We start from the raw sequence: 24,002 nt of genomic DNA, 5'->3' as shown, positions 1-24,002 counted from the left end.
CCTCTCAGCCCCGCCGGGCGGCGAAACGGCCCCCGCTCACGGGAACAGCAGGGTGGTGAGCCGGTCGGAGGCGGTCTTGGCGGCCTTCTTCGGGTCGGCTCCGTTCAGGACGGCCGTCATGTACGGCTTGATGGGGTTGTCGGCCTCGACGGCGGCCCACTGGGGCGAGTTGGGGGTGGCCCGCCCCTGCGCCGCGCCCCTGGCCATCGCGGCGGTGCCCGCCTGGCCCTCCACCGCGCGGGCCAGCGTGGACTTGTTGGGTACGTAGTTCATCGTCGTGGCCAGGTCGGTCTGCCACTTCTCGCCGGCCAGTGCCGCGACGACCTGGACGGCCTCGGCCCGGTGGGCGGTCTTGCGCGGGATGATCAGGTCCGAGCCGCCGGTGAAGACCGCGCCGGGCTTGGCGTCGGTGGGCCCCGGAATCGGGAAGTAGCCCAGCTTGTCGGCGAGGCGCGGGTTGGCCTTCTGGATGGCCTTGGCGGCGCCCGGTACCGCGATCATCTGGGCGACCTTTCCCTTGGCGAAGACGTCGGCCTGGGGCGGGGTCGCCTCGTCGGCGTTCCTGGGGCCCCGGCCGAGCGCCTGGAGCTGCTTGTAGAACTCCATGCCGCGCAGCGCGGCCGGGGTGTCGAGCGTGCCCTTCCAGTCGCCGGTGTCCTGCTGGGCGAGCTCCCCGCCCTCGTCCCAGACGAAGCCCGCCAGCGTGTACCAGTCCTGCCCGGCGAGGTAGATGCCCTGCGTGGAGCCCGAGTTGAGCTTCGCCGTGTCGGCGAGCCACTCCGCGCGGTTCTTGGGCGGCTTGGTGATCCCGGCGGCCGCGAAGAGGTCCTTGTCGTAGAGCACCACGCGGTTGGCGGCGTACCACGGGATGCCGTACTGCATGCCGTCCACGTTGCCGGGCTGGGCGAGCCCGGGCAGCCAGTCGCCGCTGCCCCAGTCGCGCAGCGACTCCAGCGTCATGTCGAGGAGGCCGCCGCTGGTCGCGTACTGGGGCACCTGGGTGTTGCCGACCTCGATGACGTCCGGCGCGTCGCCGCCCTTGAGGGCGGTCGTGATCTTCTGGCCTATTCCGGTCCACTCCTGGATCCGGACGTCGAGTTCGACGCCCTTGTGCTCCTGCTCGAAGCCGCGCTTGAAGCGCTGCACGAAGTCGTCGGAGGCACTGTCCTTCATCAGCCAGACGGTGACCTTGGTGGTGTCGTCCCCGAAGCCGGGCAGCGCGCCGCAACCGCTCAGGGCGCAGACCGAGACCAGCGCTACGGAGCAGGCGAGAGTACGGCGGATCATCACGAAAGGTCACCTTCTGCGTGTGGGCAAGCAGTCATGACCCGACGTGGGGGCAAGCGCGACGTGGCTTGTTCGGGTGTGGCTCGTGAGTTTGGTATGGACCAATGGGGCGGTCAAGTCCCGGAGGGTCCGAACTTTTCCGGCCACCCCGAAAGCGGCGGGGGCGGCCGTTTGGCCGCGTCCGGGTTACCCGGGGAAACCCACTCGCCACCACCCGGGGCAGGGCGGCCCGGGCCCGCTGTCTCGCGGAGTCGGGCCGGGTGGGGCACGGTGGAGTAACGCGACGAGAGGAGAGCACCCTCATGTCCCACCACACCTACCGCGTCAGCGAGATCGTCGGCACCTCGCACGAGGGCGTGGACCAGGCCATCCGCAACGGGGTGGCCCGCGCGTCACAGACCCTGAGGAACCTGGACTGGTTCGAGGTGACGCAGGTCCGCGGCCACATCGAGAACGGCGTGATCGAGCACTACCAGGTCGGCCTCAAGGTCGGTTTCCGGCTGGACGACGACGCGGAAGTCTGACCCTGGACCTCAGCTTCAGGGCCGACGGGGTCCGGCCCCGGCGCGCTGCCGAGGACCGGCGGCGTCCGCACGGGCCGGTGGGCCCGGCTCCGGTACGCCACGTCCGGCCCGCCGGGGGGGGCGCCGCCCTCAGGTGCGGCCCTCCCGTTCCTGGGCGTCCTTCAGGGCCTCGCTCGCACCGGTCCACCGGGCGCGTACCACACGGAAACCGGCCTGCTCGGCGGCGTCGCACACGAGCGCGTCGTCGTCGACCAGCATCCGGATCTCGCGGCCCCGGCCGAGCCCGCGCAGGATCTGCAGCTTGGTGACGCGGGCGGGCCGCCGGTCGTCGTTGCGCCGCATGTGCAGCGCGCCGGCCGGAAGTCCCTGGGCGGCGAGCCAGTCCACGGTGTCCGCGCGGCACCGCTCGGGCCGCCCGGTGAGGTAGACGACCTCGCACTCCTCGGCGGCCTCCAGGCACAGCGCCACGCCCTCGGCGAGGGGCGGATCGGCGGGGGCGGCGGCGAAGAACGCGTCCCAGTCGCGCGGCTTGCGGTCCAGGAAGCGCTGGCGGTGGGAGCTGTCGGCGAGGGTGCCGTCCAGGTCGAAGACGGCCAGCGGCCGGGTGTTGTCGATCACGCTGCCAGGCTAGAACCGCGCGGTGCGCCGGCGTCGGGCGGGTCACGGGAATCCTGGCGCGGCCCGTGCGTTGGACCAGGTGTGACCTCAGTGATCGCGAAGACCCGCTTCTCCGTACTCGACCGCTCGCGCATCCGCGCCGGGCACGACGAACAGCAGTCCCTGCGGGACACCGTGGCGCTGGCCCGGGAGGTCGAGCGGCTCGGGTACCACCGCTTCTGGGTCTCCGAGCACCACTCCGTGCCCGGCGTCGCCGGCTCCGCGCCCACGGTCCTCGCCGCGGCGGTTGCCTCGGCCACCTCCACGATCCGCGTCGGCACCGGCGGGGTCATGCTGCCCAATCACCAACCGCTGGTCGTGGCCGAGCAGTTCGGGGTGCTGGAGTCGCTCTTCCCGGGGCGGATCGACATGGGGCTCGGCCGTTCGGTGGGGTTCACCGACGGCATCCGCAAGGCGCTGGGCCACGGCAAGCAGGACGCCGAAGACTTCGGGGCGCGCCTCGCCGAGCTGCTCGGCTACTTCGACGGCACCCAGACCGCGCACCCCCAGGTCCACGCCCACCCCGCCGAGGGCCTCTCCCTCCCCGCCTTCGTGCTGGCCACCGGACAGGGCGCCCGGGTGGCGGCGGAGGCCGGGCTCGCGCTGGTCATCGCGAACGTGCGCGGCGAGGACGCGATGCTGCGGGCCATCGACGTCTACCGCGACACCTTCCGGCCCTCCGCGCTCTTCGACCGGCCGTACGTCGTCGTGTCCGGCGCGGTCGCCGTCGCCGACACCACCGAGGCCGCCCGCCGGATCCTGCTTCCCGAGGCCTGGTCGATGGCGTACTCCCGCACCCACGGCGCGTTCCCGCCGCTGTCCCCCGTCGACGACGTCCTGTCGCGCGCCATGACCGACGGCGAGCGGACCCTGTTCCTGGACGCCCTGCGCGGCCAGATCCACGGCACCGAGGACGAGGTCGCCGACGCGCTGGAGAAGCTGCTGGCACACAGCGGCGCCGACGAGTTCCTGGTCACGACGAGCACGTACGACCGCACGGCGCTGCTGGACTCCTACCGGCGGATCGCCGGTCTCGCGGGCCTGGCCACCGCTCCGGCGGGCTGACGGGGCCCTCGTGCGAGAGGCCGCGGGCCGGACCGAAGATCGCGGACCAGCCGGAAGGCGCCCGTAGAATTTTGGTATGCAAAGCCCCTCTGACCCGTTCGTCCGTGTCCGCGGAGCCCGTGAGCACAATCTGCGCGGCGTGGACGTCGACATCCCGCGCGACTGTCTCGCGGTGTTCACCGGCGTCTCCGGGTCGGGAAAGTCCTCGCTCGCGTTCGGCACCATCTACGCCGAGGCACAGCGGCGCTACTTCGAATCGGTGGCGCCGTACGCCCGCCGGCTGATCCACCAGGTGGGCGCGCCCGCGGTCGGCGACATCTCGGGGCTGCCGCCCGCCGTCTCCCTGGAGCAGCGCCGCTCGGCGCCCTCGTCGCGCTCCTCGGTCGGCACGGTGACCACGCTCTCCAACTCGCTGCGGATGCTGTTCTCGCGCGCGGGCGACTACCCGGCGGGCGCCGAACGCCTCGACTCGGACGCCTTCTCGCCCAACACGGCCGCCGGTGCCTGCCCCGGGTGCCAGGGGCTCGGCCTGGTCCACCGCACCAGCGAGGAACTGCTCGTCCCCGATCCCTCGCTGTCCATCCGCGAGGGCGCGATCGCCGCCTGGCCGGGTGCCTGGCAGGGCAAGAACCTCCGCGACGTGCTCGACACACTGGGCTACGACGTGGACCGGCCCTGGGCCGAACTCGACCAGAAGGACCGGGACTGGATCCTGTTCACCGACGAGCAGCCGGTGGTCACGGTGCACCCGGTGCGCGAGGCGGGCCGCATCCAACGCCCTTACCAGGGAACGTACTTCAGCGCTCGGCGCTATGTGATGAAAACGTTCGCGGAGAGCAAGAGCCAGACCCTGCGGACCAAGGCGGAGCGCTTCCTGACCGCGGCCGCCTGCCCCGTCTGCGACGGCCGCCGCCTGCGGGCCGAGGCGCTCGCCGTCACGTTCGCGGGCCGCACGATCGCCGAACTCGTCGCCCTGCCCCTCACGGCCCTCGCCTCGCTGCTCGCCGGGGCCGACGGCGGCCCGACGGCCCGGACCCTCACCGCCGACCTGCTCTCGCGCATCGAACCCGTGCGGGAGCTGGGCCTCGGCTATCTGAGCCTGGACCGGACCGCGCCCACCCTCTCGGCGGGTGAGTTGCAGCGGTTGCGGCTCGCCACCCAGCTGCGCTCCGGGCTGTTCGGGGTCGTGTACGTCCTGGACGAGCCGTCGGCGGGCCTGCACCCCGCCGACACCGAGGCGCTGCTCACGGTGCTTGACCGGCTGAAGGCCGCGGGCAATTCGGTGTTCGTGGTCGAGCACCACCTCGACGTGGTGCGGCACGCGGACTGGCTCGTCGACGTGGGCCCACTGGCCGGTGTGCACGGCGGCCGGGTGCTGCACTGCGGGCCGCCGGCCGAGCTCGCCGGTGTCGAGGAGTCGGCCACGCGGCGCTTCCTCTTCGACCGCTCCCCCGCGCCGCGCCGCGCGGTCCGCGAACCGCGCGGGTGGCTGGAGCTGACCGGCGTCACCCGGCACAACCTGCGCGGCGTGGACGCGGCGTTCCCGCTCGGCGTGTTCACGGCGGTGACCGGCGTCTCGGGCTCCGGCAAGTCCACCCTCGTCGACGAGCTGACCGACCAACTGCCCGGTGTGGGGCGGGTGGTGAGGGTGGATCAGAAGCCGATCGGCCGCACACCGCGCTCCAATCTGGCGACGTACACGGGCCTCTTCGACGTCGTACGCGCGCTCTTCGCCGCGACCGAGGAGGCGAAGGCGCGCGGCTACAAGGCGGGCCGGTTCTCCTTCAACGTGGCGGGCGGCCGGTGCGAGACCTGCCAGGGCGAGGGCTTCGTCTCGGTGGAGCTGCTCTTCCTGCCGAGCACGTACGCGCCCTGTCCGGACTGCCGCGGCGCGCGCTACAACCCCGAGACGCTCGAAGTCACCCACCGGGGGCGCACCATCGCCGAGGTGCTCGACCTCACCGTGGAGGCCGCGGCCGAGGTCTTCGCGGACCACCCGTCGGCCGCCCGCAGCCTGGGCACCCTGCTCGACGTCGGCCTCGGCTATCTGCGCCTGGGCCAGCCCGCCACCGAGCTGTCGGGCGGCGAGGCCCAACGCATCAAGCTGGCCACGGAGTTGCAGCGGGTGCGCCGCGATCACACGCTGTACGTCCTGGACGAGCCGACGACGGGTCTGCACCCGGCCGATGTGGAGATCCTCCTGCGGCAGTTGCACGGCCTGGTGGACGCGGGGCACTCGGTGGTCGTCGTCGAGCACGACATGACGGTGGTCGCGGGCGCCGACTGGATGCTCGACCTCGGCCCCGGCGGGGGCGACGAGGGCGGCCGCGTCGTGGCCGCGGGCCCGCCGGACGAGGTCGCCGACGCCGGAGCGGGCCGCACGGCCCCGTACCTGGCGAAGGCGCTGGCCGGGATCTGACCGGCCGGATACAGCACAACTCGCCATCACCGCAGGTCGGTTGAGGGGGCGGGCAAACAGCGGGGAATGAAGTGGCCTAGACCCTTGACCGGGTGTTGGTCCAGACCAATCATGGGGCGTCCGCACCCTTCTCTCACCCCGTCGGAGAGCCCCGATGAGACGTCCGAGATCCGTCCGCGCCCTGCTCGCCACGCTCAGTACCGTCGCCGCGTCCGCCGGCCTGGTCATCGGGGCCGGTGGCGCCGCGCACGCCGCCACCCCGCTCCCCGCCCACGTCTTCGCCCCGTACTTCGAGGCGTACTCCTCCGACAGCCCGGCCGACCTGGCGCAGAAGTCGGGTGCGAAGTACCTCACCATGGCGTTCGTGCAGGCCGACGCGAAGGGCTCGTGCACCCCGTACTGGAACGGCTCCACCTCGCAGCCGATCTCGTCCTCCGTCTTCGGCGCCGACATCTCCACCATCCGCTCGCGCGGCGGCGACGTCATCCCGTCCTTCGGCGGGTACGCGGCCGACAACGGCGGCACCGAGCTGGCCGACAGCTGCACCAGCGTGGACTCGATCGCGGCCGCGTACGAGAAGGTCATCACCACCTACGACCTCTCCCGGCTCGACATGGACATCGAGGACAACTCGCTGACCAACAAGGCGGGCATCGACCGCCGCAACCAGGCGATCAAGAAGGTCCAGGACTGGGCGGCCGCCAACGGGCGCTCCGTGCAGTTCTCCTACACCCTGCCCACCACCACGGGCGGGCTCGCCGACAGCGGTCTCGCGGTGCTGCGCAGCGCGGTGCAGTACGGCGCGAAGGTCGACGTCGTCAACATCATGACCTTCGACTACTACGACGGCGCCACGCACAACATGGCGAACGACACCCAGACCGCGGCCACCGGCCTCTACAACCAGCTCGCCTCCCTGTACCCCGGCAAGTCCTCCAGCCAGCTGTGGGGCATGGTCGGCGTCACCGAGATGCCCGGCATCGACGACTACGGCGCCGCCGAGACCTTCACCACCGCCGACGCCACCGCCGTCTACAACTGGGCCACCGCCAAGGGCATCAACACCCTGTCCTTCTGGGCGCTCCAGCGGGACAACGGCGGCTGCCCCGGCACCGGCGGCAAGGACACCTGCTCCGGCATCGCCCAGGACCCGTGGTACTTCAGCCACACCTTCGAGCCGTTCACCGGGGGCGGCGGCCCCGTCCAGGACGACTTCTCGGTGGCGGTCACGCCCGGTTCGGCCTCCGTGGCACCCGGCGGCTCCACCACCGCCACCGTGAGCACGGCCGTGACCTCCGGCAACGCCAAGACGCTCGCGCTCACGGCCAGTGGCGCCCCGGCCGGAGTGACGGCGACCCTCAGCCCGACGTCCGTCACCGCGGGCGCCTCGGCCCAGCTCACCCTCAGCGCGTCCGCCTCCGCCGCGCCCGGAACGTACCCGATCACCGTCACCGGCACGGCGGGCACGCTCGCCCACTCGACGACCTTCACGCTCACCGTGTCGGGCTCCGGCGGCAACCCCGGCGCGCTGGTCAACGGCGGCTTCGAGAGCGGCTCGCTCGCCCCGTGGACCTGTGACAGCGGCGCCGCCGTGGTGTCGAGCCCGGTGCACGGCGGCTCGTACGCGCTCAAGACCGCGCCCACCTCCTCGCAGACGGGCGAGTGCGCCCAGACGCTCACCCTCGCCCCCAACACCCAGTACACGCTGAGCGGTTGGGTGCAGGGCAGCTACGCCTACCTCGGCGTGCGGGGTGGTGCGACGGGCAGCACCTGGACCAGCTCCAGCGGCTGGTCCAAGCTGACCGTGCCGTTCACCACGGGCGCCTCCGGCACCGTGACCGTGTATCTGCACGGCTGGTACGGCCAGGGCTCGGTCTACGGGGACGACCTCTCGGTCAGCTAGGCGCCTTGGTCGCCCTCCCGTGGGAGAGCGACGGTCATGAGACGGCCGGGCGTGGCCGGGGGCAGGGGCCCGCGGCGCGTCCGGCTCGGCCGACGGCGCCGTCCGTGACGCGCCCGCGGGAGGCCCCGTTTCGCAGCACGGCGTACGACGGGTCAGGCGACGGCGCCGAGGATCGGCGCCCAGGTGGCACCGGTGAGTGCGGCCACCGCCTGCTGCTCGGAGAGCGGAGGGGCGGGCCGGGTCGGCTTCGGGGTGTCGGCCCCGGTGCCGCCCCCGGTGCTGTTCCACTGCACCATCTGGAGCTGCGCTCCGGTCGACTTCGAGGTCACCGTCACCGTCCAGCGGTGGGCGGACGCGCCGCCGCCCGCGTGCTGGGCCGCGTTCCGCTCCGACATCACCACGGCTCCGCCGGGGAGCGCGGCGCTGGGCGGCAGTTCGCTCAGCGCACAGGTGTCACCCTCGGCCCGCTGGGGCGTCCGGTCGCAGCTCAGTCCGCCGCCGTCCTGGAGCGGCAGCTTGAGCCGCACGGCCGAGACGCCGACCATCGCGGCGCCGTGCCCGTCGTCGACGACCAGTTCGCCGTTGGCGACGTAACCGCCGGACGGGTCCGAGGGGTTGTTGCTCTGCCCTGTGGCCTGGCTGAACCGGCCGCCGGGGAACGTTCTCTCCAGGGCCTGGACCATCTGGGTGCCGGTGATCTCGGAGCGGGGCGTCGCCAGGGCCACCGTCTCGATGTCGGAACCCGTGGAGTGGAGCCCGGCGAGCGCGCCGGGGAGCGCCAGGGCGGCCGCCGCGACCACGGCGCAGACGCCGACCCCGGCGGCGAGGGCGGCGTTGCGCCGGCGCCGGCGGCTTCTTCCGCGCTCGACGGCGCCGCTCAGGAGGTCGGTGAGATCGGGGGCGAGGGACTCGGTCGTACGGTCCAGGGCATGGGCGAGGTCTGCTTCGAACGGCATGCTGGGGTCGCCTTTCGGACGCTGATGGGGGTGGTGGGGCGGTGCGTGGCCCGCGTGCACGGATGCTCAGTGCGGGACCAGGTCGGCCAGGCTGTCGCCGAGCAGCGCACGCACGCGCTCGAGCGCCCGGGTGCCCTGGGAGCGGACCGCGCTCCTGCTCAGCCTGAGCATCTGGGCGGTCTCCTCGATGCTGCGGTCCTCCCAGTAGCGCAGCAGGAGCACCGCCCGGTCGCGGGGCGGCAGTTGGCCGAGCGCGTCCAGCAGGGTGAGGCGCAGCGCGGTGTCGGGGCCGGGCGCCGCGCGGTCGGGTATGGCTCCGACGGGGCGCTCTCCCGTGCTCCGCCGGCGCCGCAGGCTGAGGAAGGTGCGGACCAGGACGGTCTGGGCGTAGGCGGCGGGGCTCGCCGCCTTGGCCACCCGCTTCCAGTGCACGTAGACCCGGCTGAGGGTCTCCTGGACCAGGTCCTCGGCGAGATGCGTGTCGCCCGCGGCGAGCACGTACGCCGAGCGGTAGAGCGCCTTCGCCCTCGCGGCCAGGAACTCCAGATACTCATCCTCCTGTGCTGATCTCACGCGGTCCCCGCCTGTTCTGTCGTTCTGTGATCGCGGTGCATACCCCTCTTGACTACGCGGGGGGCAAAAATGTCGCGGGCGGGACACCTTCTTTTTCTGCCGTCGCCGGACCCGGACCGGTCGGCACTCCCGGGCTCCCGTGGGGGTTGCTTGATGCGGGGGTTCGGCCGGCCACCGGGGACCACCGCCGGGCCTTCTCCGTCCCGGCGTGGACGCCCGCAGGAGCGGGCCCCCATCGCAGCTCCCACCGGGGGTCCTCGATGCCCGGCGCCCTTGCTGACGATCTGTAGCACGAGGGCCCGCGTCGACAACCTGAAACTTCGTCAACTTACTGGCCCGGAGCCTTCTTTCCGCCCTCGCGCACCCGCCCTACCCTCAAGTCACCTCCGTTCCTCCTCGCATCCCCCACCGTCGAATCCGTTCGAAACCGAGGAGCCCCCCATGGCGACACGCAGCTCCCGCACGCTCGCTCTGCTCGCCCCTGCCGCGGCGACGGCCCTGGTACTCGGCCACGCGGCCGGGGCGAGCGCCCTGCCCGCGGCCGGGTCGACCACCGTGACACCGGCCGGTCACTCGTTCGCGGCCCAGCTCACCGGGCAGGCCACCTTCCAGGCCGGGTCCACCACCATGACCTGTACGGTCTCGGCGTCCCTGCCCACCACGGGCGCCAACAACCAGATACCGGCCGCGCCCGGCAACCACAACGACGCGGGCCCGGTCTCGGTGCCCATCAACCCGCCCACGTTCAGCGGCTGTTCGACCAGCATCTTCGGAGTGGGCGTCACCGCCGACACCAATGACACCAACGGCGCGTGGTCCCTCTCAGCCCAGAACGACACGGCCGTCACGGCCGGACTGACCATGCCCCAGGGCGGCTTCGTCCTGAGGACGAGCGGACTTGCCACCTGCACCATCACCGCCTCGCCGACCGGCCCCACCACCGTCTCCGGTACCTGGGCCAACGGAGCGCCGTCCACGCTGGCCATCTCGGGCGCACCCGTGCCCGCCACGGTGACCGGCGGGTTCCTGTGCCCCACGGGCGACCAGAGCGCCACCTTCTCGGCCACCTACAGCGTCACCGACACGACCGACTCCGCCCAGCAGATCACCGTGACCGGCTGACGGACAGGGCCGGTTGAGCACGTGTGCGCGCCCCCGGATCACCGGGGGCGCGCACACCTGGCGGGGGCCGGCGTCAGCGGCCCACCTTCTTCGCCCTCCGCGTGGCCCGCAGCCACTCCTTGTTCATGGCCGCGATCGACGGGAGCGGGATGCCCTTGGGGCAGGCCGTCGCGCACTCGCCGGTCAGGGTGCAGCCGCCGAAGCCCTCGTCGTCCATCTGCCCGACCATGTCGAGGACCCGCGTCTCACGCTCGGGCGCGCCCTGCGGCAGCACGTTCAGGTGGTTGATCTTCGCCGAGGTGAACAGCATCGCCGAGCCGTTGGGGCAGGCGGCCACGCACGCACCGCAGCCGATGCACTCGGCGTGCTCGAAGGCGAAGTCCGCGTCGGGCTTGGGCACGGGCGTGGCGTGGGCCTCGGGGGCGGCGCCGGTCGGCACGCTGATGTAGCCGCCCGCCTGGATGATCCGGTCGAAGGCCGAGCGGTCCACCACGAGATCCTTCACCACCGGGAACGCCGAGGCGCGCCAGGGCTCGACGTCGATGGTGTCGCCGTCGCTGAACGAGCGCATGTGGAGCTGGCAGGTGGTGGTCCGCTCGGGGCCGTGCGCATCGCCGTTGATGACGAGCGAACAGGCGCCGCAGATGCCCTCGCGGCAGTCGTGGTCGAAGGCGACCGGCTCCTCGCCCCTGAGGATGAGCTCCTCGTTGAGCGTGTCGAGCATTTCGAGGAAGGACATGTCCGTCGAGATGTTGTCGACGTCGTACGTGGCCATGGCGCCGGGCGAGTCGGCGTTCTTCTGGCGCCAGACGCGCAGGGTGAGCTTCATGCGTAGCTCCGCTGAGTGGGGTGGACGTACTCGAAGACGAGGGGTTCCTTGTGCAGGACGGGGGCCTCGCCGGTGGCGGCGAACTCCCAGGCGGCGGCGTAGGAGAACTCCTCGTCGCGGCGTTCGGCCTCGCCTTCCGGGGTCTGGGACTCCTCGCGGAAGTGGCCGCCGCAGGATTCGGCGCGGTGCAGCGCGTCGAGGCACATGAGCTCGGCGAGCTCCAGGTAGTCGACGACGCGGTTGGCCTTCTCCAGGGACTGGTTGAACTCCTCGCCGCTGCCCGGCACCTTGATGCGCCGCCAGAACTCCTCGCGGATCTGCGGAATCCGGTCGAGGGCCTTGCGCAGGCCCTCCTCGGTGCGGGCCATCCCGCAGTACTCCCACATGAGTTCGCCGATCTCCCGGTGGAAGGAGTCGGGGGTGCGGTCGCCGTCGACCGCAAGCAGGAGGTTGATGCGGTCCTCGGTCTCGGCGACCGCATCGGCGACCGCCGGGTGGGCGGCGGTGACCGGCTCCTGGTGCGGGTTGCGGGCCAGGTAGTCGTTGATGGTCGAGGGGAGCACGAAGTAGCCGTCGGCGAGACCCTGCATCAGCGCGGAGGCACCGAGGCGGTTGGCGCCGTGGTCGGAGAAGTTGGCCTCGCCGATCGCGAAGAGGCCGGGCACCGTGGTCTGGAGGTCGTAGTCGACCCAGAGCCCGCCCATCGTGTAATGCACGGCCGGGTAGATCCGCATCGGGGTCTCGTACGGGTCCTCGGCGGTGATCCGCGCGTACATGTCGAAGAGGTTGCCGTACTTGGCCTCCACGGCCGCCCGGCCCATCCGTGCGATGGCGTCGGCGAAGTCGAGGTACACGCCCTGCCCGCCGGGCCCCACCCCGCGCCCTTCGTCGCACACGTTCTTGGCGGCGCGCGAGGCGATGTCGCGCGGGACCAGATTGCCGAAGGAGGGGTAGATCCGCTCCAGGTAGTAGTCGCGCTCGTCCTCGGGGATCTCGGCCGCGGGGCGGGTGTCGCCCTTGGCCTTCGGCACCCAGATGCGTCCGTCGTTGCGCAGCGACTCGCTCATCAGGGTGAGCTTGGACTGGTGGTCCCCGGTGCGCGGGATGCAGGTGGGGTGGATCTGCGTGAAGCACGGGTTGGCGAAGTACGCGCCGCGCCGGTGCGCCCGCCAGATGGCGGTGGCGTTGGAGTTCATGGCGTTGGTCGACAGGTAGAAGACGTTGCCGTAACCGCCGCTCGCGAGGACCACCGCGTCCGCGAAGTACGTGTCGATCCTGCCGGTGACGAGGTCGCGGGCCACGATGCCGCGGGCCCTGCCGTCCACCACGATCAGGTCGAGCATCTCGGTGCGGGCGTGCAACTCGACGTTGCCCGCCGCGATCTGGCGGGACAGCGCCTGGTAGGCGCCGAGCAGCAGCTGCTGGCCCGTCTGGCCGCGGGCGTAGAACGTGCGCGAGACCTGGACGCCGCCGAAGGAGCGGGTGTCGAGCAGCCCGCCGTACTCACGGGCGAACGGCACGCCCTGCGCCACGCACTGGTCGATGATCTCGACGGAGATCTGGGCGAGCCGGTGGACGTTGGACTCGCGGGCGCGGAAGTCGCCGCCCTTGACGGTGTCGTAGAAGAGCCGGTGGATGGAGTCGCCGTCGTTGCGGTAGTTCTTCGCCGCGTTGATGCCGCCCTGGGCGGCGATGGAGTGGGCGCGGCGCGGGGAGTCCTGGAAGCAGAACTGGACGACGTGGTAGCCCTGTTCGGCGAGCGTGGCCCCGGCCGATCCGCCCGCGAGGCCCGTGCCGACCACGATGACGGTGTGCTTGCGGCGGTTGGCCGGGTTGACCAGCTTGGCCTCGAAGCGGCGGGTGTCCCAGCGTTCGGCGATCGGCCCCTGCGGAGCACGGCCGTCGGCGACCGGCTCCCCCAGCGTGTAGTCGGTGTACGAGGTCATGTCAGCTCACCACTTTGGTCATGACGGCGACGGGTACGGAGACGAATCCGGCGAAGAGCAGCACGGCGAGGACGTTGGCGAGCGTCTTGAGCACCCGGTCGCGGGTGGCGTTGCCCACGCCGAGGGTCTGGGCGGCGCTCCAGAAGCCGTGCCGGACGTGCAGGGCGAGCGCGGCCACGGCCACGATGTAGATGGCGTTCCCGTACCAGGTGGAGAAGGTGTCCACCACGTTCTGGTAGGGGTGGCCCGGCCGGAAGCCGGAGTGCACGGTGCCGGTCGTGAGGTCCAGGATGTGCCAGACGATGAACAGGGCGAGGATGATGCCGCCCCAGCGCATCGTGCGGGTCGCATAGCTGGCGCGGGCCCGCTTGTGCACGTACTTGCTCGGCCGGGCCCTGAGGTCGCGGCGGCTGAGCTGGTACGCGGAGACCGCGTGGCCCACCACGGCGGCCACGAGGACGACGCGGATGAGCCACAGCGCCCACTCGTAGTGCAGGAAGGGCTCGCCGATGGTGCGCAGCCAGTGCGCGTAGGCGTCGAACTGGCCGGCCCCGAAGAAGATCTTCAGGTTGCCCATCATGTGCGCGACCAGGTAGAGCAGCATGATCAGACCACTCACGGCCATGACCGTCTTCTTGCCGACGGTCGAGTCCCAGAGTGTGCGCGTCATGGACGGTCGTTTGTCCGTCCGCGTTGCCAGAGCCATGTCATAGACGCTAGAGGCGAAGGGCCCGAGAGGTCCAAGACATGATCGGGCTCATCTCCATAGAGATGGCCTATCGTAGGGGTATGCAGTTCCAGCAGCTCCTCTACTTCGTGGCGGTCGCCGAGACCCGGCACTTCACCCGGGCCGCCGAGCGTGTCCACGTCTCGCAGCCCTCGCTCTCCCAGCAGATCAAGGCGCTGGAGAACGAGCTCGGCGCCGAGCTCTTCAGCCGCGCCCGGGGCAACATCGCGCTCACCGACGCGGGCGAGGCCCTGCATCCGCTGGCCCGGCGCATCCTGGCCGACGCGGACACCGCGCGCATCGAGGTCCAGGAGCTCGCCCAGCTGCGGCGCGGCCGGGTGCGCCTGGGCGCCACCCCGAGCCTGTGCACGGGGCTCCTGCCGGACGTGCTGCGTGCCTTCCACGACCGCCACCGGGGCATCCAGCTCCTCATCGAGGAGGGCGGCTCGCACGATCTCGTACGCGAACTGGCGCGCGGCGCGCTGGACTTGGCGCTCATCGTGCTGCCGCTGCCGGCCGGGTCCCCCGCCCTCACCACGATCGAGCTGCTCCAGGAGGACCTGGTGGTGGTGTCGTCGGCCACAGAGGAGGCACCCGGCTCCGGCTCCTCGGTCCGCGTCGCCGATCTGCGGGACGCGCCCCTGGTGATGTTCCGGCACGGCTACGACCTGCGGGAGCTGACCGTGGCCGCGTGCCGCGCCGAGGGGTTCGAGCCCGCGTTCACGGTGGAGGGCGGCGAGATGGACGCGGTGCTCGGCTTCGTGCGGGCCGGGCTCGGGGTGGCCGTGGTGCCGAGCATGGTGGCGGCGCGCTCCAGGGACCTGCGGGTGACCCCGCTGGCGCGCCCGGGGCTGCGCCGCACCATCGCCATGGCGCACCGCAGCGACGTGGACCCGCCGCGCGCGGCACGGGAGTTGCAGCGGGTCCTGCTCGGCATCGGGGCCGGGCAGCGTACCGCCGTCTGATCCGGCCCCGCCCGGGCCGGATCAGACGGCGACGGCGCGGGTGCCGAAGGGCGCCCACGGGAGCCAGCCTCCACTGGGCCGTTCCTGGACGCGGGTGCGCACCCGGCCGTCGGCGGTGACCGCGAAGAGGTGCAGGCGGCCGGTGGCGTCGGCCGCGGCCGACGGGGTGGCGGCCAGTGCGACGCCGGGCTCGGTGAAGTCCTCGCCCGGGTCCCAGGACCCGCCCGGGGAGAGCTGCCAGCGGTGGGTGAGCCGTTCGCCGCCGGGCGCGAGCGTGAAGCCCTCCAGGCGGCCGTCGGCTCCCGGCACCAGCAGCGGAGCCGCGGTCGACCAGCCGAACAGCGGCTGCCAGTCGGCCCATCCGCCGCTCGGCACCGACTGCCGCCGGTGGAAGGCGGCGACCCCGGAAGGGGCCATCGCCGCGACGGTGAGCCGGCCGCTCCCGTCCCGGGCCACCCGCGGGGCCGCGCCGGCCGCGGTGCCGAAGCGGTCCCACGCCGACCAGGCCCCGCCCGGCGTCTGCTGCCAGCGGTGCAGGAGCGCCGTGCCGCCGCGCGTCAGGACGAACACCTCGAGCCGGCCGTCCGCGTTGACCCCGACGACCGGCGGCGCCCCCGCCGCCCCGCCGAACCCCGCGTCCCACGCCTCCCAGGCGAGCGCGCCGGGCGACTGCTGACGACGGCGGGCGACCAGGGTGCCGCCGGGGCTCAGGGCGAATACCTCAAGCCGGCCGTCGGCGTTGCGGGCGACGGCGGGCGCGGCCCCGGCCGGGCCGCCGAACACCTCCCAGTCGTACCAGCCGCCGTCCGGCCGCTGCACCCGGTGGTGCAGGTGGGCGCCACCGGGGGCGAGCGAGAAGACCTCGAGACGGCCGTCGGTGTCGCGGCCGAGGGTGGGGACCGCACCGGCCGGTCCCCCGAACGGCTCCCAGGGCGCCCAGGTGTCGCCGTCCGCGTCGAGCTGGACGCGGACCAGCATCGAGCGGTCGGCGGCGTCGAGGGCGAACACGGTCAGGCGGCCCTGGACGTCCAGGGCCGCCACGGCACGGTCCGGGCTCTGCCACACCGGCGGAGTGTCCTGCCAGCGCAGCGGCGCGAGGGAGAGCCCGTGCCGGAACCAGCCCGCCGCACTCGCGTACCAGTCCTGCCCGTCGACGACCGCCTCGACGGCGTGGCCCGGGACGTGGCCCGCGTACCCGTCGAGCGTGAAGCGGAAGGGGTCGCGCGAGGCGAGCACATCGGTGCCCTCATAACCGCCGCGCGGCCCGATGAACAGGTAGTACCAGCCGTCCCGTTCGACGACGTACGGCGACTCGGTGACCGAGACGCCCATGGCGGCGGTGCTGTCGTCGGCGAACGCGGTGCCGGGCGCGCTCCAGTGCAGCAGGTCGGCGGAGCGGCGCCAGCACACGAGGTGGTGCCCGTCGGCGCCGAGCTCCGTGTAGTACATGACCCACTCGGCGCCGATCCGCACGACCATCGGGTCACGCGCCGCGGTGCCCCTGAACAGCGGGCCGGACGGCACCCGGGTCCAGGTGAACAGGTCGGTGGAGGTCGCCAGGTTGATCGCGGCCCCGTCGCCGCCGCCCGCCGCGTAGAACATGAAGAACGTGCCGTCGGCCTCGATCACGTGCGGCGCCCACAGGTGCTGCTCGCCGTAGTAGGCGGGGTCGACGGTCAGGGCGTCGGCGTGGGGGGTCCACGGGCCGTGCGGATCGGTGGCGGAGGCGTGCGCGAAGGCGGTCTCCGCCCCGCTGTCCGGGGCCTCGCCGGGAGCGGCGCTGTCGCCGACGATGCTGAACAGGTGCCAGCGCGCGTCCGCGCGCACCAGGGTGTGGTCGTTGAAGTAGCGGCGCCGGCCCGAGGTGGACGGGTCGTGGACGGGGGTGAAGGGGCCCGCGTCCACCCAGAGGTGGGGCGGGACGTCGGTGGGGGTGGCCGCGGCCGCGGCACGGGCCGGGAGCGGGAGCACGAGTGCTCCCGCTCCGGCCGCCCGCAGCAGGCCTCGCCTGCTGATCGGCTGCATGACTCTTCTCTGGACGGAACCGGCCGGGGTCAGTTGACGGGAGGACCGGAGGTGGTGTTGAGCCAGGCCCATTCGGACCAGGTCGAGAAGCCCGTCTGCCACCTGTGGTGGACACCCGTCTGACTGGTGCCGAAGACCTCGATGCGGCCGTCGGCGTTGGTCGCGGCGGTGACCTCGGACCCGCCGGCCCCGAAGGTCTCCCACTTGCCGTACGGAGCGTTCACACCGGTCTGCCACAGGTGCTGCGCCACCGTGCCGTTGATCGCGAACACCTCCACCCGGCCGTCGGGCGAACGCTCACTCGCGAGTTGTGAGTCGGCGGGGCCTCCGGTGGGCTCCCATCCGGACCAACTGGTCGCGTTCGTCTGGTACTTGTGGAAGACGCCGGACGACCCGGAGGCGAAGACCTCAAGACGACCGTCCTGGTTGTGATCCACCGTCAGGCCGTGGCCCCCGCCGCCGAAGTCCTCCCACGCGGACCAGCCCCCGTTGACAACCGTCTGGTACTGGTGCTGGAACACGTCACCGTTCAGCGCGAACACCTCAAGACGGCCGTCGGACGACTTCTCCATCTCGATCTGGCTGTTCGCCGGACCACCGCCCGCCGACTCCCACTGCGACCAACCGCCGTTCGCCGCCGACTGATAGCGGTGGAAGACCCCGGCAGGGCCCGAGGCGAAGACCTCCATGCGGCCGTCACCGTTCGCACCCACCGCGATGTCCCGGCCGCCGCCACCGAAGTCCTCCCAGCCCGACCAGCCACCCGAAGGCGACAGCTGGTACCGGTGCTGGAACACCGACCCATTGATCGCGAACACCTCAAGACGCCCGTCCGCGTTGGGACTGATCGCCAGCTCCGCACCGCCGGGGCCGCCCAGTGGCTCCCACTCCGACCAGCCGCCGTTCACCCCCACCTGCCACGCGTGATGGACGCCGTCGGCGCCGGCCGCGAAGACTTCGAGACGACCGTCCGCCGACCGCGCCGACACCACCCGTCCCGACTCGGACGGGAACACCAGCGGTTTGGGCCCGGGCTCGTGGTGCCCGAGCCGGTCCACCGCGGCCCGCGCCTCGTCCATGTGCCGCAGGTGCGCGCCCACGTTGTAGGTCGACCACGGCTGCCAGTTGGTGCCGCCGGAGGAGATGGTGAAGGCACCGTTCGCGTTGCACTGCGGGTCGAACGCGCAGTTGTCGTCGATCTCGGGATGCCAGTAGTTGTTGATCTGCCACAGACCGCGGTCCGTGGAGGGCGGGGTGTTGTTCTGGACGTTGGTCGCCGTGGGGTTGCAGCTGGACTCGGCGAGGGCGACGGCGACGGCCGTCACCAGACTGTCGCCCCGGAAGCCCGCGTTGTAGCCGACCTGGGCGCACAGATCGCTGGGCGCGGCGGACGCCGGAGAGGCGGACGCCAGGATGCCTGCCGCGAGCAGCAGGGAGGCGAGCGCCGCCAGGATGACGCGATGGGTCGCTCTGTGAGCGCGTTGCACCGTTCTCACCTGCTGTCTCCTCGGTTCACAGGGGGGCCGGACGGGATGTTGGGCCGGGCCCGTTCGGGCCAGGCCCAAAAGCCGGTCCGGCACTCGTGGTCGACGCCCGCCCGACTGGTGCCGCCGGGCGGCTCGTGCGGTGTCCCGGCGTCGTGGGCGGGTTGGCGCGCGGTCAACGTGACCTCCTGGGAAGCGCGGTGACGGCTCGTGCGACCGTCGGGCGAGGCGCTTCGGAAGGTAGCGAGGCGCGCGGGCGCGGAGTACCCGGAACCTTACGGACTGACAGGGCTGGGGCGGGTGAGCTACGGCGGCCGCGTCAACTCCCGGCGCAGCCGCATCGATTCGTCGCGTGGGCATCCAGGCAGCCTGGGGTGACGGCCCGAAAGCCCCGCCCGCCGCCGTTCTCACGGCGTCGGACGGGGCTTTCGCAGGCATGGCGCGGTTGTCCTGGCCCGGCGTCGTCCGGGCGCGGCAGCGCGGCTCGCTCTCTCCCTACACCGCGTCCACGAGGGCCAGCGTGTGGATCCGGTCCGGGGCGCCGGGGCGGGCGTAGTACCAGCCCTGGGCCGTGTCGCAGCCCAGTTCCTTCAGCTGCTCGGCCTGGGCGCCCGTCTCCACGCCCTCGACCGTGACCGCGAGGGACAGGCTGTGCGCGAGCGACACGATCCCCTCGACGATCTTGATGTCCACGGGGTCGGCGGGCAGCTGCTGCATGGACTGGGTGAAGGACCGGTCCAGCTTGAGCACGCTCACCGGGAGCCTGCGGAGGTTGGCGAGGTTGGAGTAGCCCGTGCCGAAGTCGTCGAGGGCTATGTCGACGCCCATCTCGGCGAGCTGGCGCAGCGGCTTGAGGAGGTCGTCGTCGGCGCCGATCAGCGCGGACTCGGTGACCTCCAGGCAGAGCGCGCCCGGGGCGAGCCCGGTGCGCTCCAGCATCTCGACGGTGTCGGCGACCAGACCCGGGTGGTGCAGCTGGGTCGGCGACAGGTTCACGTTGATGCGCAGCGGCCCGCCGTCGGTGGCGCCGGGGTGGGCCTCCTGCCAGGCGCGTGCCTGGCGTACCGACTCCTGCATCACCCAGCGGCCCAGCGGCACGATGAGGCCGGTGTGCTCGGCGAGCGGGATGAACCGGTCGGGCCCGAGCACCCCGTGCTGCGGGTGCGACCAGCGGACCAGGGCCTCGGCACCGTGCACGCTGCCGTCACCGAGGTGCACGAGCGGCTGGTACTCGATGAAGAACTCGCCCCGCTCCAGGGCGGCGGGCAGCGCGTTGGTGAGCCCGTGCCGGGTGATCGCCCGGGCGTCGGCCTCGGCGTCGGCGAACTCGAAGCGGTTGCCGCCCGCCGACTTGGCCCGGTACATCGTGATGTCGGCGCTGCGCAGCACCTCGGCGGGGCTGCGCTCGCCCGCCGGGCCCTCGACGACGCCGATCGAGCCGCGCACGGTCAGCTCGCGGCCCTCGATGCGGATCGGGGTGGCGAGGGTGCTCAGGATGCGGGAGGCGAGCTCGTCCGCCTCGAACTCGGTGTCCGGTCCGGTGGTGAGCGCTACGAACTCGTCGCCGCCGAGCCGGGCCACCATCTCGCCCGGTCCGGTGGCGCAGCTCTGCAGCCGGTCGGCGACCTCCACCAGGAGCCGGTCGCCCGCCGAGTGGCCCAGGCTGTCGTTGACCGCCTTGAAGCCGTCGAGGTCCAGGTAGCAGAGCCCGAAGCGCTTGCCGTCGCCCGGTGCGAGCGCCTTCTCCAGGCGCTCGAAGAACAGGGTCCGGTTGGGCAGCCCGGTGAGCGCGTCGTGGGTGGCCTCGTAGCGCAGCCGCAGGTTGAGCAGCCGGCGTTCGGTGGTGTCCTCCATCAGCGCGAGCTGGTACTGCGGCCTGCCCTCGGCGTCGCGCAGGAGCGAGACGGTGAGGTTGGTCCACAGGACGGTGCCGTCGCCGCGGTAGTAGGGCTTCTCGACCCGGTAGTGGTCGCGCTCGCCGCGGACGAGCTCCTCGTACAGCCGCCAGACCTGCGGGGCGTCCTCGGGATGCACCCACTCGCTGACGTTGCGGCTGCGGATCTGGCCCTCTATGCCGCCGAACATCCGGGTGAGGGTCTCGTTGACCTCCAGGACCCGGCCTTCGAGGTCGGCGATGCCGATGCCGACGGCGGCGCCCTCGAAGACCGCGCGGAACCGGGTCTCGGTGGCGTGCAGCGCGTCCAGGGCCGCGCTGCGCGCCGACATGGCGGAGCGGGCGATGGCCTCCTGCTCGGAGCGGGTGCGTTCGCGCAGGGCGGTCGCGAAACCGGCCGCGAGCGCGTGCTGGAGCCGGGCGCAGCGGGCCCGCGCCTCGTCGGCGGGCAGCTCGTCGACCGCGCCGCAGTACAGGACGAGGTAGGACTCGACCACGCCGAGGGTGCGGCTGAGGGCGTCCGGGTCGGTGCAGTGCACGGCGACCAGGGCGGCGCCGACGTCGTGCGCGGGCGACGGGTCGAAGTGGCGTCCGTGCAGGGCGTCGATGAGACGGCGGGCGAGGGGCACGAGGTGCTGCTCGAACTCGGGACGGGTCAGCGAGGTCGCCGTCACCGGGAAGATGGCCCGGCTCCAGATCGTCGCGAAGCGTCTGAGCCGGTCCTCGGGGCTGTCCGGCGCGAGGTCCGGAGCGGGCGCCTGGGGCGGGTTGCTCACGCTGTGCGCCCCACACCGGCGAAGCCGGAGAAGGCGTACGGATCCTCCTGGTCGGCGTCGTTCTCCGGCCGCCACAGCGGCATGGAGACCAGTCCGGGGTCGACCAGGGTGAATCCCTCGAAGAACCCGGCGATCTCCTCGCGGGAGCGCATGACCAGCGGGTTCCTGATGTTGCGGTAGACGCCCACGGTGCCTCCTGCCTCTTCCTCGCTGAGCGGGATGCCTTCGTAGGAGGCGTGGGTGAGGACGAGGAGGCTGCCCGGGGCGAGGGCGTCGCGCAGCTCGGCGACCGCCCGGTACGGATCGTCCTGGTCCTCGACGAAGTGCAGCACCGCGATGAGCAGGAGCGCCACCGGGCGGGACAGGTCGAGGAGTTGGGCGGCCTCGGGCGCGCCCAGGATGTCCTGCGGCTTGCGCAGGTCGGCCGCGGCTATCCCGGCGCGGGCGTCGCCCTCCAGGACGGCGCGGCTGTGCGCGACGGCGACCGGGTCGTGGTCGACGTACAGGACGCGGGCCTCGGGGCTCGCCGCCTGGGCGACCTCGTGCACGTTTCCGAACGTCGGAATCCCGGATCCGATGTCCAGGAATTGCGTGATGCCCTCGGAGACGGCGAATCGCACGGCGCGGCGCATGAACGCCCGGTTCGCCTGCATGATCTTGGGAAGCCCCGGCATGAACCGCATGGCCTCGCGGGCCGCTTCCCGGTCGACCTCGAAATTGTGCGAACCGCCCAGGTAGTAGTCGTAGATGCGGGACACGCTCGGCACCGAGATGTCGATGCCCTGAGGGGCCCAGGCGGGACGCTCCATCAATGTCTCCAACAAGTCGCCGCAGGACGGCCATGACCATGACCATTGTTTGCGCCTGAGGCTACTGATCGTCCGCCGGGAGAGCGAGTAAAAACGGAAAATGCTCGTCCGTTATTGGTCACACGCCAAGGCATGTGCGCCGGATCGTACGGGCCCGAGCGGGAGCGCGCGCCATCGTATCGGTGGCTGGACACGCGCGTCGGCCCGTCGCCGCGCGGGGGGTCGCGGTGACGGGCCGACGGGGTGGGGCCCTGGGCTACTTGGGTGCGCCGATGAGCTTCCCCTCGGGGGACACGGCGTACCAGGTGCCGCCCACGCCCTGGCCGTTGCTGTCGCCGGGCTTGGTGTCGCCGGAGAACGTGTAGACCGGCCAGCAGGTGATGGACTGCTGCTTCACGCCGTCGGGCCGGTCGAAGGTCACGAAGCCCTTGAGGGCGATGCCCTGGGTGTTGGCCTTGTCGACCGGCGCCACCACCGGCCACTTCTGGAGGCAGGCGCCGGTGCAGGCGGACTTCATGGGCCAGGCCGAGTCCTTCTTGAACCGGTAGACGGTCATGCCGCGGGCGTCCACGATCACGTCGCCGAGCTTGGCGTCCTTGCGGACCGACAGGCCCGGCATGGCCGGCGCGGGGGCGGAGGCGGCCGAGGCCTTCTTGCCGTCGGGGGCGGCCGCGTGCCAAGTGCCGCCCACGTTCTGCCCGTTGGTGTCGCCCGGGTTGGTGTCCTTGGCGTAGCGGTACATCGGCCAGCCGCCGATGGTGAGCTGCTTGGTGCCGTCGGCGCGGGTGACCGAGCCGAGCGCCGACTGTTCGGTGCCCGCGGCCGCCATGGCGCCGTCGGCGGGCACCGCGGGCCACGCCTTCGCGCAGTCGCCCTCGCAGGTCGACCTGGGCGGACTCGCGGTGTCCTTGTCGAAGCGGTAGAGCGTGAACCCGGCGCTGTCGGTGACGACCTTGCCGAGGTCCTTGCTGTCGCTCACCGCCAGTTGCCCGGCCTGCTTGGCGGACGCCTGGGCGCCGCCCGCCTGACCGTAGCCGCCGCTCGACCCGTAGCCGCTGTCGGCGGGCTGGGCGCTGCCGGCGTTGCCGACCGGCTGCCCGTTGCCGCCCGCGTACGCGCTGCCCTCGTCCTGACCGCAGCCCGTCGCGGTCAGTGCCAGTACCGCTGCCGCCGCTGCCGCGAGCGCCGCGCTGCGCCAGGTACCCATGTCAACTCCTGTTGTCCGTAAGGTGGTTGAGGCGCCGGATGCGCCGGTGATGGCCCTATGTACGGGCGGGGAGCGGTGGTTCGTTCAACGCGAGCCGGGGAATTTTCCCGAACGGCCCCGAACAGCTGGTCAACGCGTCGAACGCAAACCCCACGGGAACTCCTTCGTTCAGGCGAATCGGTTCGACGCCCTCCGCGGCGGCGGCCCGCACACTCGATGATCACTCCGTGCAAGGACGACACCTAGCCGGGCGACTGCTCGCCGCCGCGGCCTTCACCGTGCTGCTGGCCGTACCGGCGCCCGCCCGGGCCGACGCCTGTGCGTACGCCTCCGTCTCCCAGGGCAGTACCGGCTCGCTCTGGGCGGTCGCGGGCACGGGGCACGTCCGGTGCCCCTGGCCGCCCCGGCCGAGCCCCACGCCCCCGCCCACCCGGATGCCACCGCCCCCGCCGCCGACCGTGCCGGCGCCTCCTCCCCCGCCGCCGTCGCGTCCCGCGCCGCCGCCCATGCCGCCACCCCGACCGGCGCCGCCCCGCCCGGCTCCGCCGCCCTCGCCGCCGCTCCCGCCACCGCCGGGGCAGCGGCCCGCCACTCCGCCCGCGCCCGCCGTGCCCCCCGCGCCCCCCGCCGTGCCGCCGGCGCCCGGGGTTCCCGCGCGTCCCGGGCCTCCGGCCGCCCGGCCGATGACCCTGCACGCCTACCGGATGCCGCCGCGCATGAAGCCCGCGCCGCAGCTCTCGCCCGTCACCCTCACCCTGCTCATCACCGCGCCCGCCGTACTCGGCGCGGCGCTGCTGCGCTCCCGCTCGGGCTCCCGTTCCCGCTGAGCCCCGC

At 72.5% G+C, this 24,002-nt stretch carries 19 protein-coding genes; 7 read left to right on the top strand and 12 right to left on the bottom strand.

Annotated features, from left to right (window positions below):
* Positions 1-36: 36 nt before the first annotated feature.
* Positions 37-1,287, bottom strand: coding sequence for an extracellular solute-binding protein (locus AC07F3_RS03695; protein ID WP_479110071.1), 1,251 nt, complete (start codon positions 1,285-1,287; stop codon positions 37-39).
* A gap of 302 nt (positions 1,288-1,589) precedes the next feature.
* Here AC07F3_RS03695 and AC07F3_RS03690 point away from each other — a divergent pair, with 302 nt between their 5' ends.
* Complete coding sequence (locus AC07F3_RS03690) at positions 1,590-1,811, top strand: dodecin (RefSeq protein WP_479110069.1); 222 nt, start codon at positions 1,590-1,592, stop codon at positions 1,809-1,811.
* A 129-nt stretch (positions 1,812-1,940) separates the two neighbouring features.
* Here AC07F3_RS03690 and AC07F3_RS03685 read toward each other — a convergent pair whose 3' ends face one another.
* Positions 1,941-2,429 (bottom strand): phosphatase domain-containing protein, encoded by a 489-nt coding sequence (locus AC07F3_RS03685; protein ID WP_479110067.1) that lies wholly within the window; start codon positions 2,427-2,429, stop codon positions 1,941-1,943.
* 81 nt (positions 2,430-2,510) lie between these two features.
* On the opposite strand from AC07F3_RS03685, the gene AC07F3_RS03680 reads away from it, so the two are divergent.
* The 3 genes from AC07F3_RS03680 to AC07F3_RS03670 all read left to right on the top strand — a co-directional run bounded on the left by AC07F3_RS03680 (position 2,511) and on the right by AC07F3_RS03670 (position 7,855).
* Positions 2,511-3,533 (top strand): MsnO8 family LLM class oxidoreductase, encoded by a 1,023-nt coding sequence (locus AC07F3_RS03680; RefSeq protein ID WP_479110065.1) that lies wholly within the window; start codon positions 2,511-2,513, stop codon positions 3,531-3,533.
* A gap of 76 nt (positions 3,534-3,609) precedes the next feature.
* On the top strand, positions 3,610-5,952 hold the full coding sequence (locus AC07F3_RS03675; protein WP_479110063.1) for an ATP-binding cassette domain-containing protein: 2,343 nt from the start codon (positions 3,610-3,612) through the stop codon (positions 5,950-5,952).
* Between the two features lie 154 nt (positions 5,953-6,106).
* A complete protein-coding gene (locus AC07F3_RS03670) occupies positions 6,107-7,855 on the top strand; it encodes a carbohydrate binding domain-containing protein (protein WP_479110061.1) in 1,749 nt (582 codons plus the stop codon).
* Positions 7,856-8,007: 152 nt separating this feature from the next.
* On the opposite strand, the gene AC07F3_RS03665 is transcribed toward AC07F3_RS03670, so the two are convergent.
* Positions 8,008-8,811, bottom strand: coding sequence for a hypothetical protein (locus AC07F3_RS03665; protein WP_479110059.1), 804 nt, complete (start codon positions 8,809-8,811; stop codon positions 8,008-8,010).
* A gap of 66 nt (positions 8,812-8,877) precedes the next feature.
* Positions 8,878-9,384: a SigE family RNA polymerase sigma factor gene (locus AC07F3_RS03660; protein ID WP_479110057.1), complete on the bottom strand. Its 507-nt coding sequence runs from the start codon at positions 9,382-9,384 to the stop codon at positions 8,878-8,880.
* A gap of 441 nt (positions 9,385-9,825) precedes the next feature.
* Between AC07F3_RS03660 and AC07F3_RS03655 the strand changes: the two genes are divergently transcribed.
* Positions 9,826-10,506 carry a hypothetical protein gene (locus AC07F3_RS03655; protein ID WP_479110055.1) on the top strand — a complete coding sequence of 227 codons (681 nt, stop codon included), beginning with the start codon at positions 9,826-9,828 and terminating at the stop codon, positions 10,504-10,506.
* A 73-nt stretch (positions 10,507-10,579) separates the two neighbouring features.
* Here the strand turns inward: AC07F3_RS03655 and AC07F3_RS03650 are convergent, their stop codons facing one another.
* Genes AC07F3_RS03650 through AC07F3_RS03640 form a run of 3 tightly spaced genes read right to left on the bottom strand, consistent with a single transcriptional unit; the run spans position 10,580 to position 13,987 of the window.
* Complete coding sequence (locus tag AC07F3_RS03650) at positions 10,580-11,335, bottom strand: succinate dehydrogenase/fumarate reductase iron-sulfur subunit (protein ID WP_479110054.1); 756 nt, start codon at positions 11,333-11,335, stop codon at positions 10,580-10,582.
* Positions 11,332-13,281, bottom strand: a complete 1,950-nt coding sequence (locus AC07F3_RS03645) for a fumarate reductase/succinate dehydrogenase flavoprotein subunit (RefSeq protein ID WP_479110052.1) — start codon at positions 13,279-13,281, stop codon at positions 11,332-11,334. The genes AC07F3_RS03650 and AC07F3_RS03645 overlap by 4 nt, the downstream gene beginning before the upstream one ends.
* Position 13,282: 1 nt before the next feature.
* Complete coding sequence (locus AC07F3_RS03640; RefSeq protein WP_479110050.1) at positions 13,283-13,987, bottom strand: succinate dehydrogenase; 705 nt, start codon at positions 13,985-13,987, stop codon at positions 13,283-13,285.
* 83 nt (positions 13,988-14,070) lie between these two features.
* On the opposite strand from AC07F3_RS03640, the gene AC07F3_RS03635 reads away from it, so the two are divergent.
* The gene (locus tag AC07F3_RS03635) at positions 14,071-14,973 is read left to right on the top strand and encodes a LysR family transcriptional regulator (RefSeq protein WP_479110048.1); all 903 of its coding nucleotides are present in this window, start codon (positions 14,071-14,073) and stop codon (positions 14,971-14,973) included.
* Positions 14,974-14,994: 21 nt separating this feature from the next.
* Here AC07F3_RS03635 and AC07F3_RS03630 read toward each other — a convergent pair whose 3' ends face one another.
* The 5 genes from AC07F3_RS03630 to AC07F3_RS03610 all read right to left on the bottom strand — a co-directional run bounded on the left by AC07F3_RS03630 (position 14,995) and on the right by AC07F3_RS03610 (position 23,168).
* The gene (locus AC07F3_RS03630; protein WP_479110046.1) at positions 14,995-16,998 is read right to left on the bottom strand and encodes a DUF8189 domain-containing protein; all 2,004 of its coding nucleotides are present in this window, start codon (positions 16,996-16,998) and stop codon (positions 14,995-14,997) included.
* A gap of 29 nt (positions 16,999-17,027) precedes the next feature.
* A complete protein-coding gene (locus AC07F3_RS03625) occupies positions 17,028-18,485 on the bottom strand; it encodes a DUF8189 domain-containing protein (protein WP_479110044.1) in 1,458 nt (485 codons plus the stop codon).
* 492 nt (positions 18,486-18,977) lie between these two features.
* The gene (locus tag AC07F3_RS03620; RefSeq protein WP_479110042.1) at positions 18,978-21,152 is read right to left on the bottom strand and encodes a putative bifunctional diguanylate cyclase/phosphodiesterase; all 2,175 of its coding nucleotides are present in this window, start codon (positions 21,150-21,152) and stop codon (positions 18,978-18,980) included.
* Positions 21,149-21,961, bottom strand: a complete 813-nt coding sequence (locus AC07F3_RS03615) for an SAM-dependent methyltransferase (RefSeq protein WP_479110040.1) — start codon at positions 21,959-21,961, stop codon at positions 21,149-21,151. The genes AC07F3_RS03620 and AC07F3_RS03615 overlap by 4 nt, the downstream gene beginning before the upstream one ends.
* A gap of 256 nt (positions 21,962-22,217) precedes the next feature.
* Positions 22,218-23,168 (bottom strand): SCO0930 family lipoprotein, encoded by a 951-nt coding sequence (locus tag AC07F3_RS03610; RefSeq protein ID WP_479110038.1) that lies wholly within the window; start codon positions 23,166-23,168, stop codon positions 22,218-22,220.
* A 683-nt stretch (positions 23,169-23,851) separates the two neighbouring features.
* On the opposite strand from AC07F3_RS03610, the gene AC07F3_RS03605 reads away from it, so the two are divergent.
* A complete protein-coding gene (locus AC07F3_RS03605) occupies positions 23,852-23,995 on the top strand; it encodes a hypothetical protein (protein WP_479110036.1) in 144 nt (47 codons plus the stop codon).
* Positions 23,996-24,002 lie beyond the last annotated feature (7 nt).

This window comes from Streptomyces sp. NPDC045846, assembly GCF_056431605.1.
This window is presented reverse-complemented; position numbering and strand designations above follow the sequence as displayed.

Excerpts from the sequence above, each read along its gene's own strand:
- AC07F3_RS03635 (WP_479110048.1), top strand. The coding sequence starts at position 14,071 with ATGCAGTTCCAGCAGCTCCTCTACTTCGTGGCGGTCGCCGAGACCCGG.
- AC07F3_RS03645 (WP_479110052.1), bottom strand. The coding sequence starts at position 13,281 with ATGACCTCGTACACCGACTACACGCTGGGGGAGCCGGTCGCCGACGGC.
- AC07F3_RS03630 (WP_479110046.1), bottom strand. The coding sequence starts at position 16,998 with ATGCAGCCGATCAGCAGGCGAGGCCTGCTGCGGGCGGCCGGAGCGGGA.
- AC07F3_RS03670 (WP_479110061.1), top strand. The coding sequence starts at position 6,107 with ATGAGACGTCCGAGATCCGTCCGCGCCCTGCTCGCCACGCTCAGTACC.
- AC07F3_RS03615 (WP_479110040.1), bottom strand. The coding sequence starts at position 21,961 with ATGGAGCGTCCCGCCTGGGCCCCTCAGGGCATCGACATCTCGGTGCCG.
- AC07F3_RS03605 (WP_479110036.1), top strand. The coding sequence starts at position 23,852 with ATGACCCTGCACGCCTACCGGATGCCGCCGCGCATGAAGCCCGCGCCG.
- AC07F3_RS03610 (WP_479110038.1), bottom strand. The coding sequence starts at position 23,168 with ATGGGTACCTGGCGCAGCGCGGCGCTCGCGGCAGCGGCGGCAGCGGTA.
- AC07F3_RS03665 (WP_479110059.1), bottom strand. The coding sequence starts at position 8,811 with ATGCCGTTCGAAGCAGACCTCGCCCATGCCCTGGACCGTACGACCGAG.
- AC07F3_RS03690 (WP_479110069.1), top strand. The coding sequence starts at position 1,590 with ATGTCCCACCACACCTACCGCGTCAGCGAGATCGTCGGCACCTCGCAC.
- AC07F3_RS03695 (WP_479110071.1), bottom strand. The coding sequence starts at position 1,287 with ATGATCCGCCGTACTCTCGCCTGCTCCGTAGCGCTGGTCTCGGTCTGC.
- AC07F3_RS03640 (WP_479110050.1), bottom strand. The coding sequence starts at position 13,987 with ATGGCTCTGGCAACGCGGACGGACAAACGACCGTCCATGACGCGCACA.
- AC07F3_RS03655 (WP_479110055.1), top strand. The coding sequence starts at position 9,826 with ATGGCGACACGCAGCTCCCGCACGCTCGCTCTGCTCGCCCCTGCCGCG.
- AC07F3_RS03650 (WP_479110054.1), bottom strand. The coding sequence starts at position 11,335 with ATGAAGCTCACCCTGCGCGTCTGGCGCCAGAAGAACGCCGACTCGCCC.
- AC07F3_RS03675 (WP_479110063.1), top strand. The coding sequence starts at position 3,610 with ATGCAAAGCCCCTCTGACCCGTTCGTCCGTGTCCGCGGAGCCCGTGAG.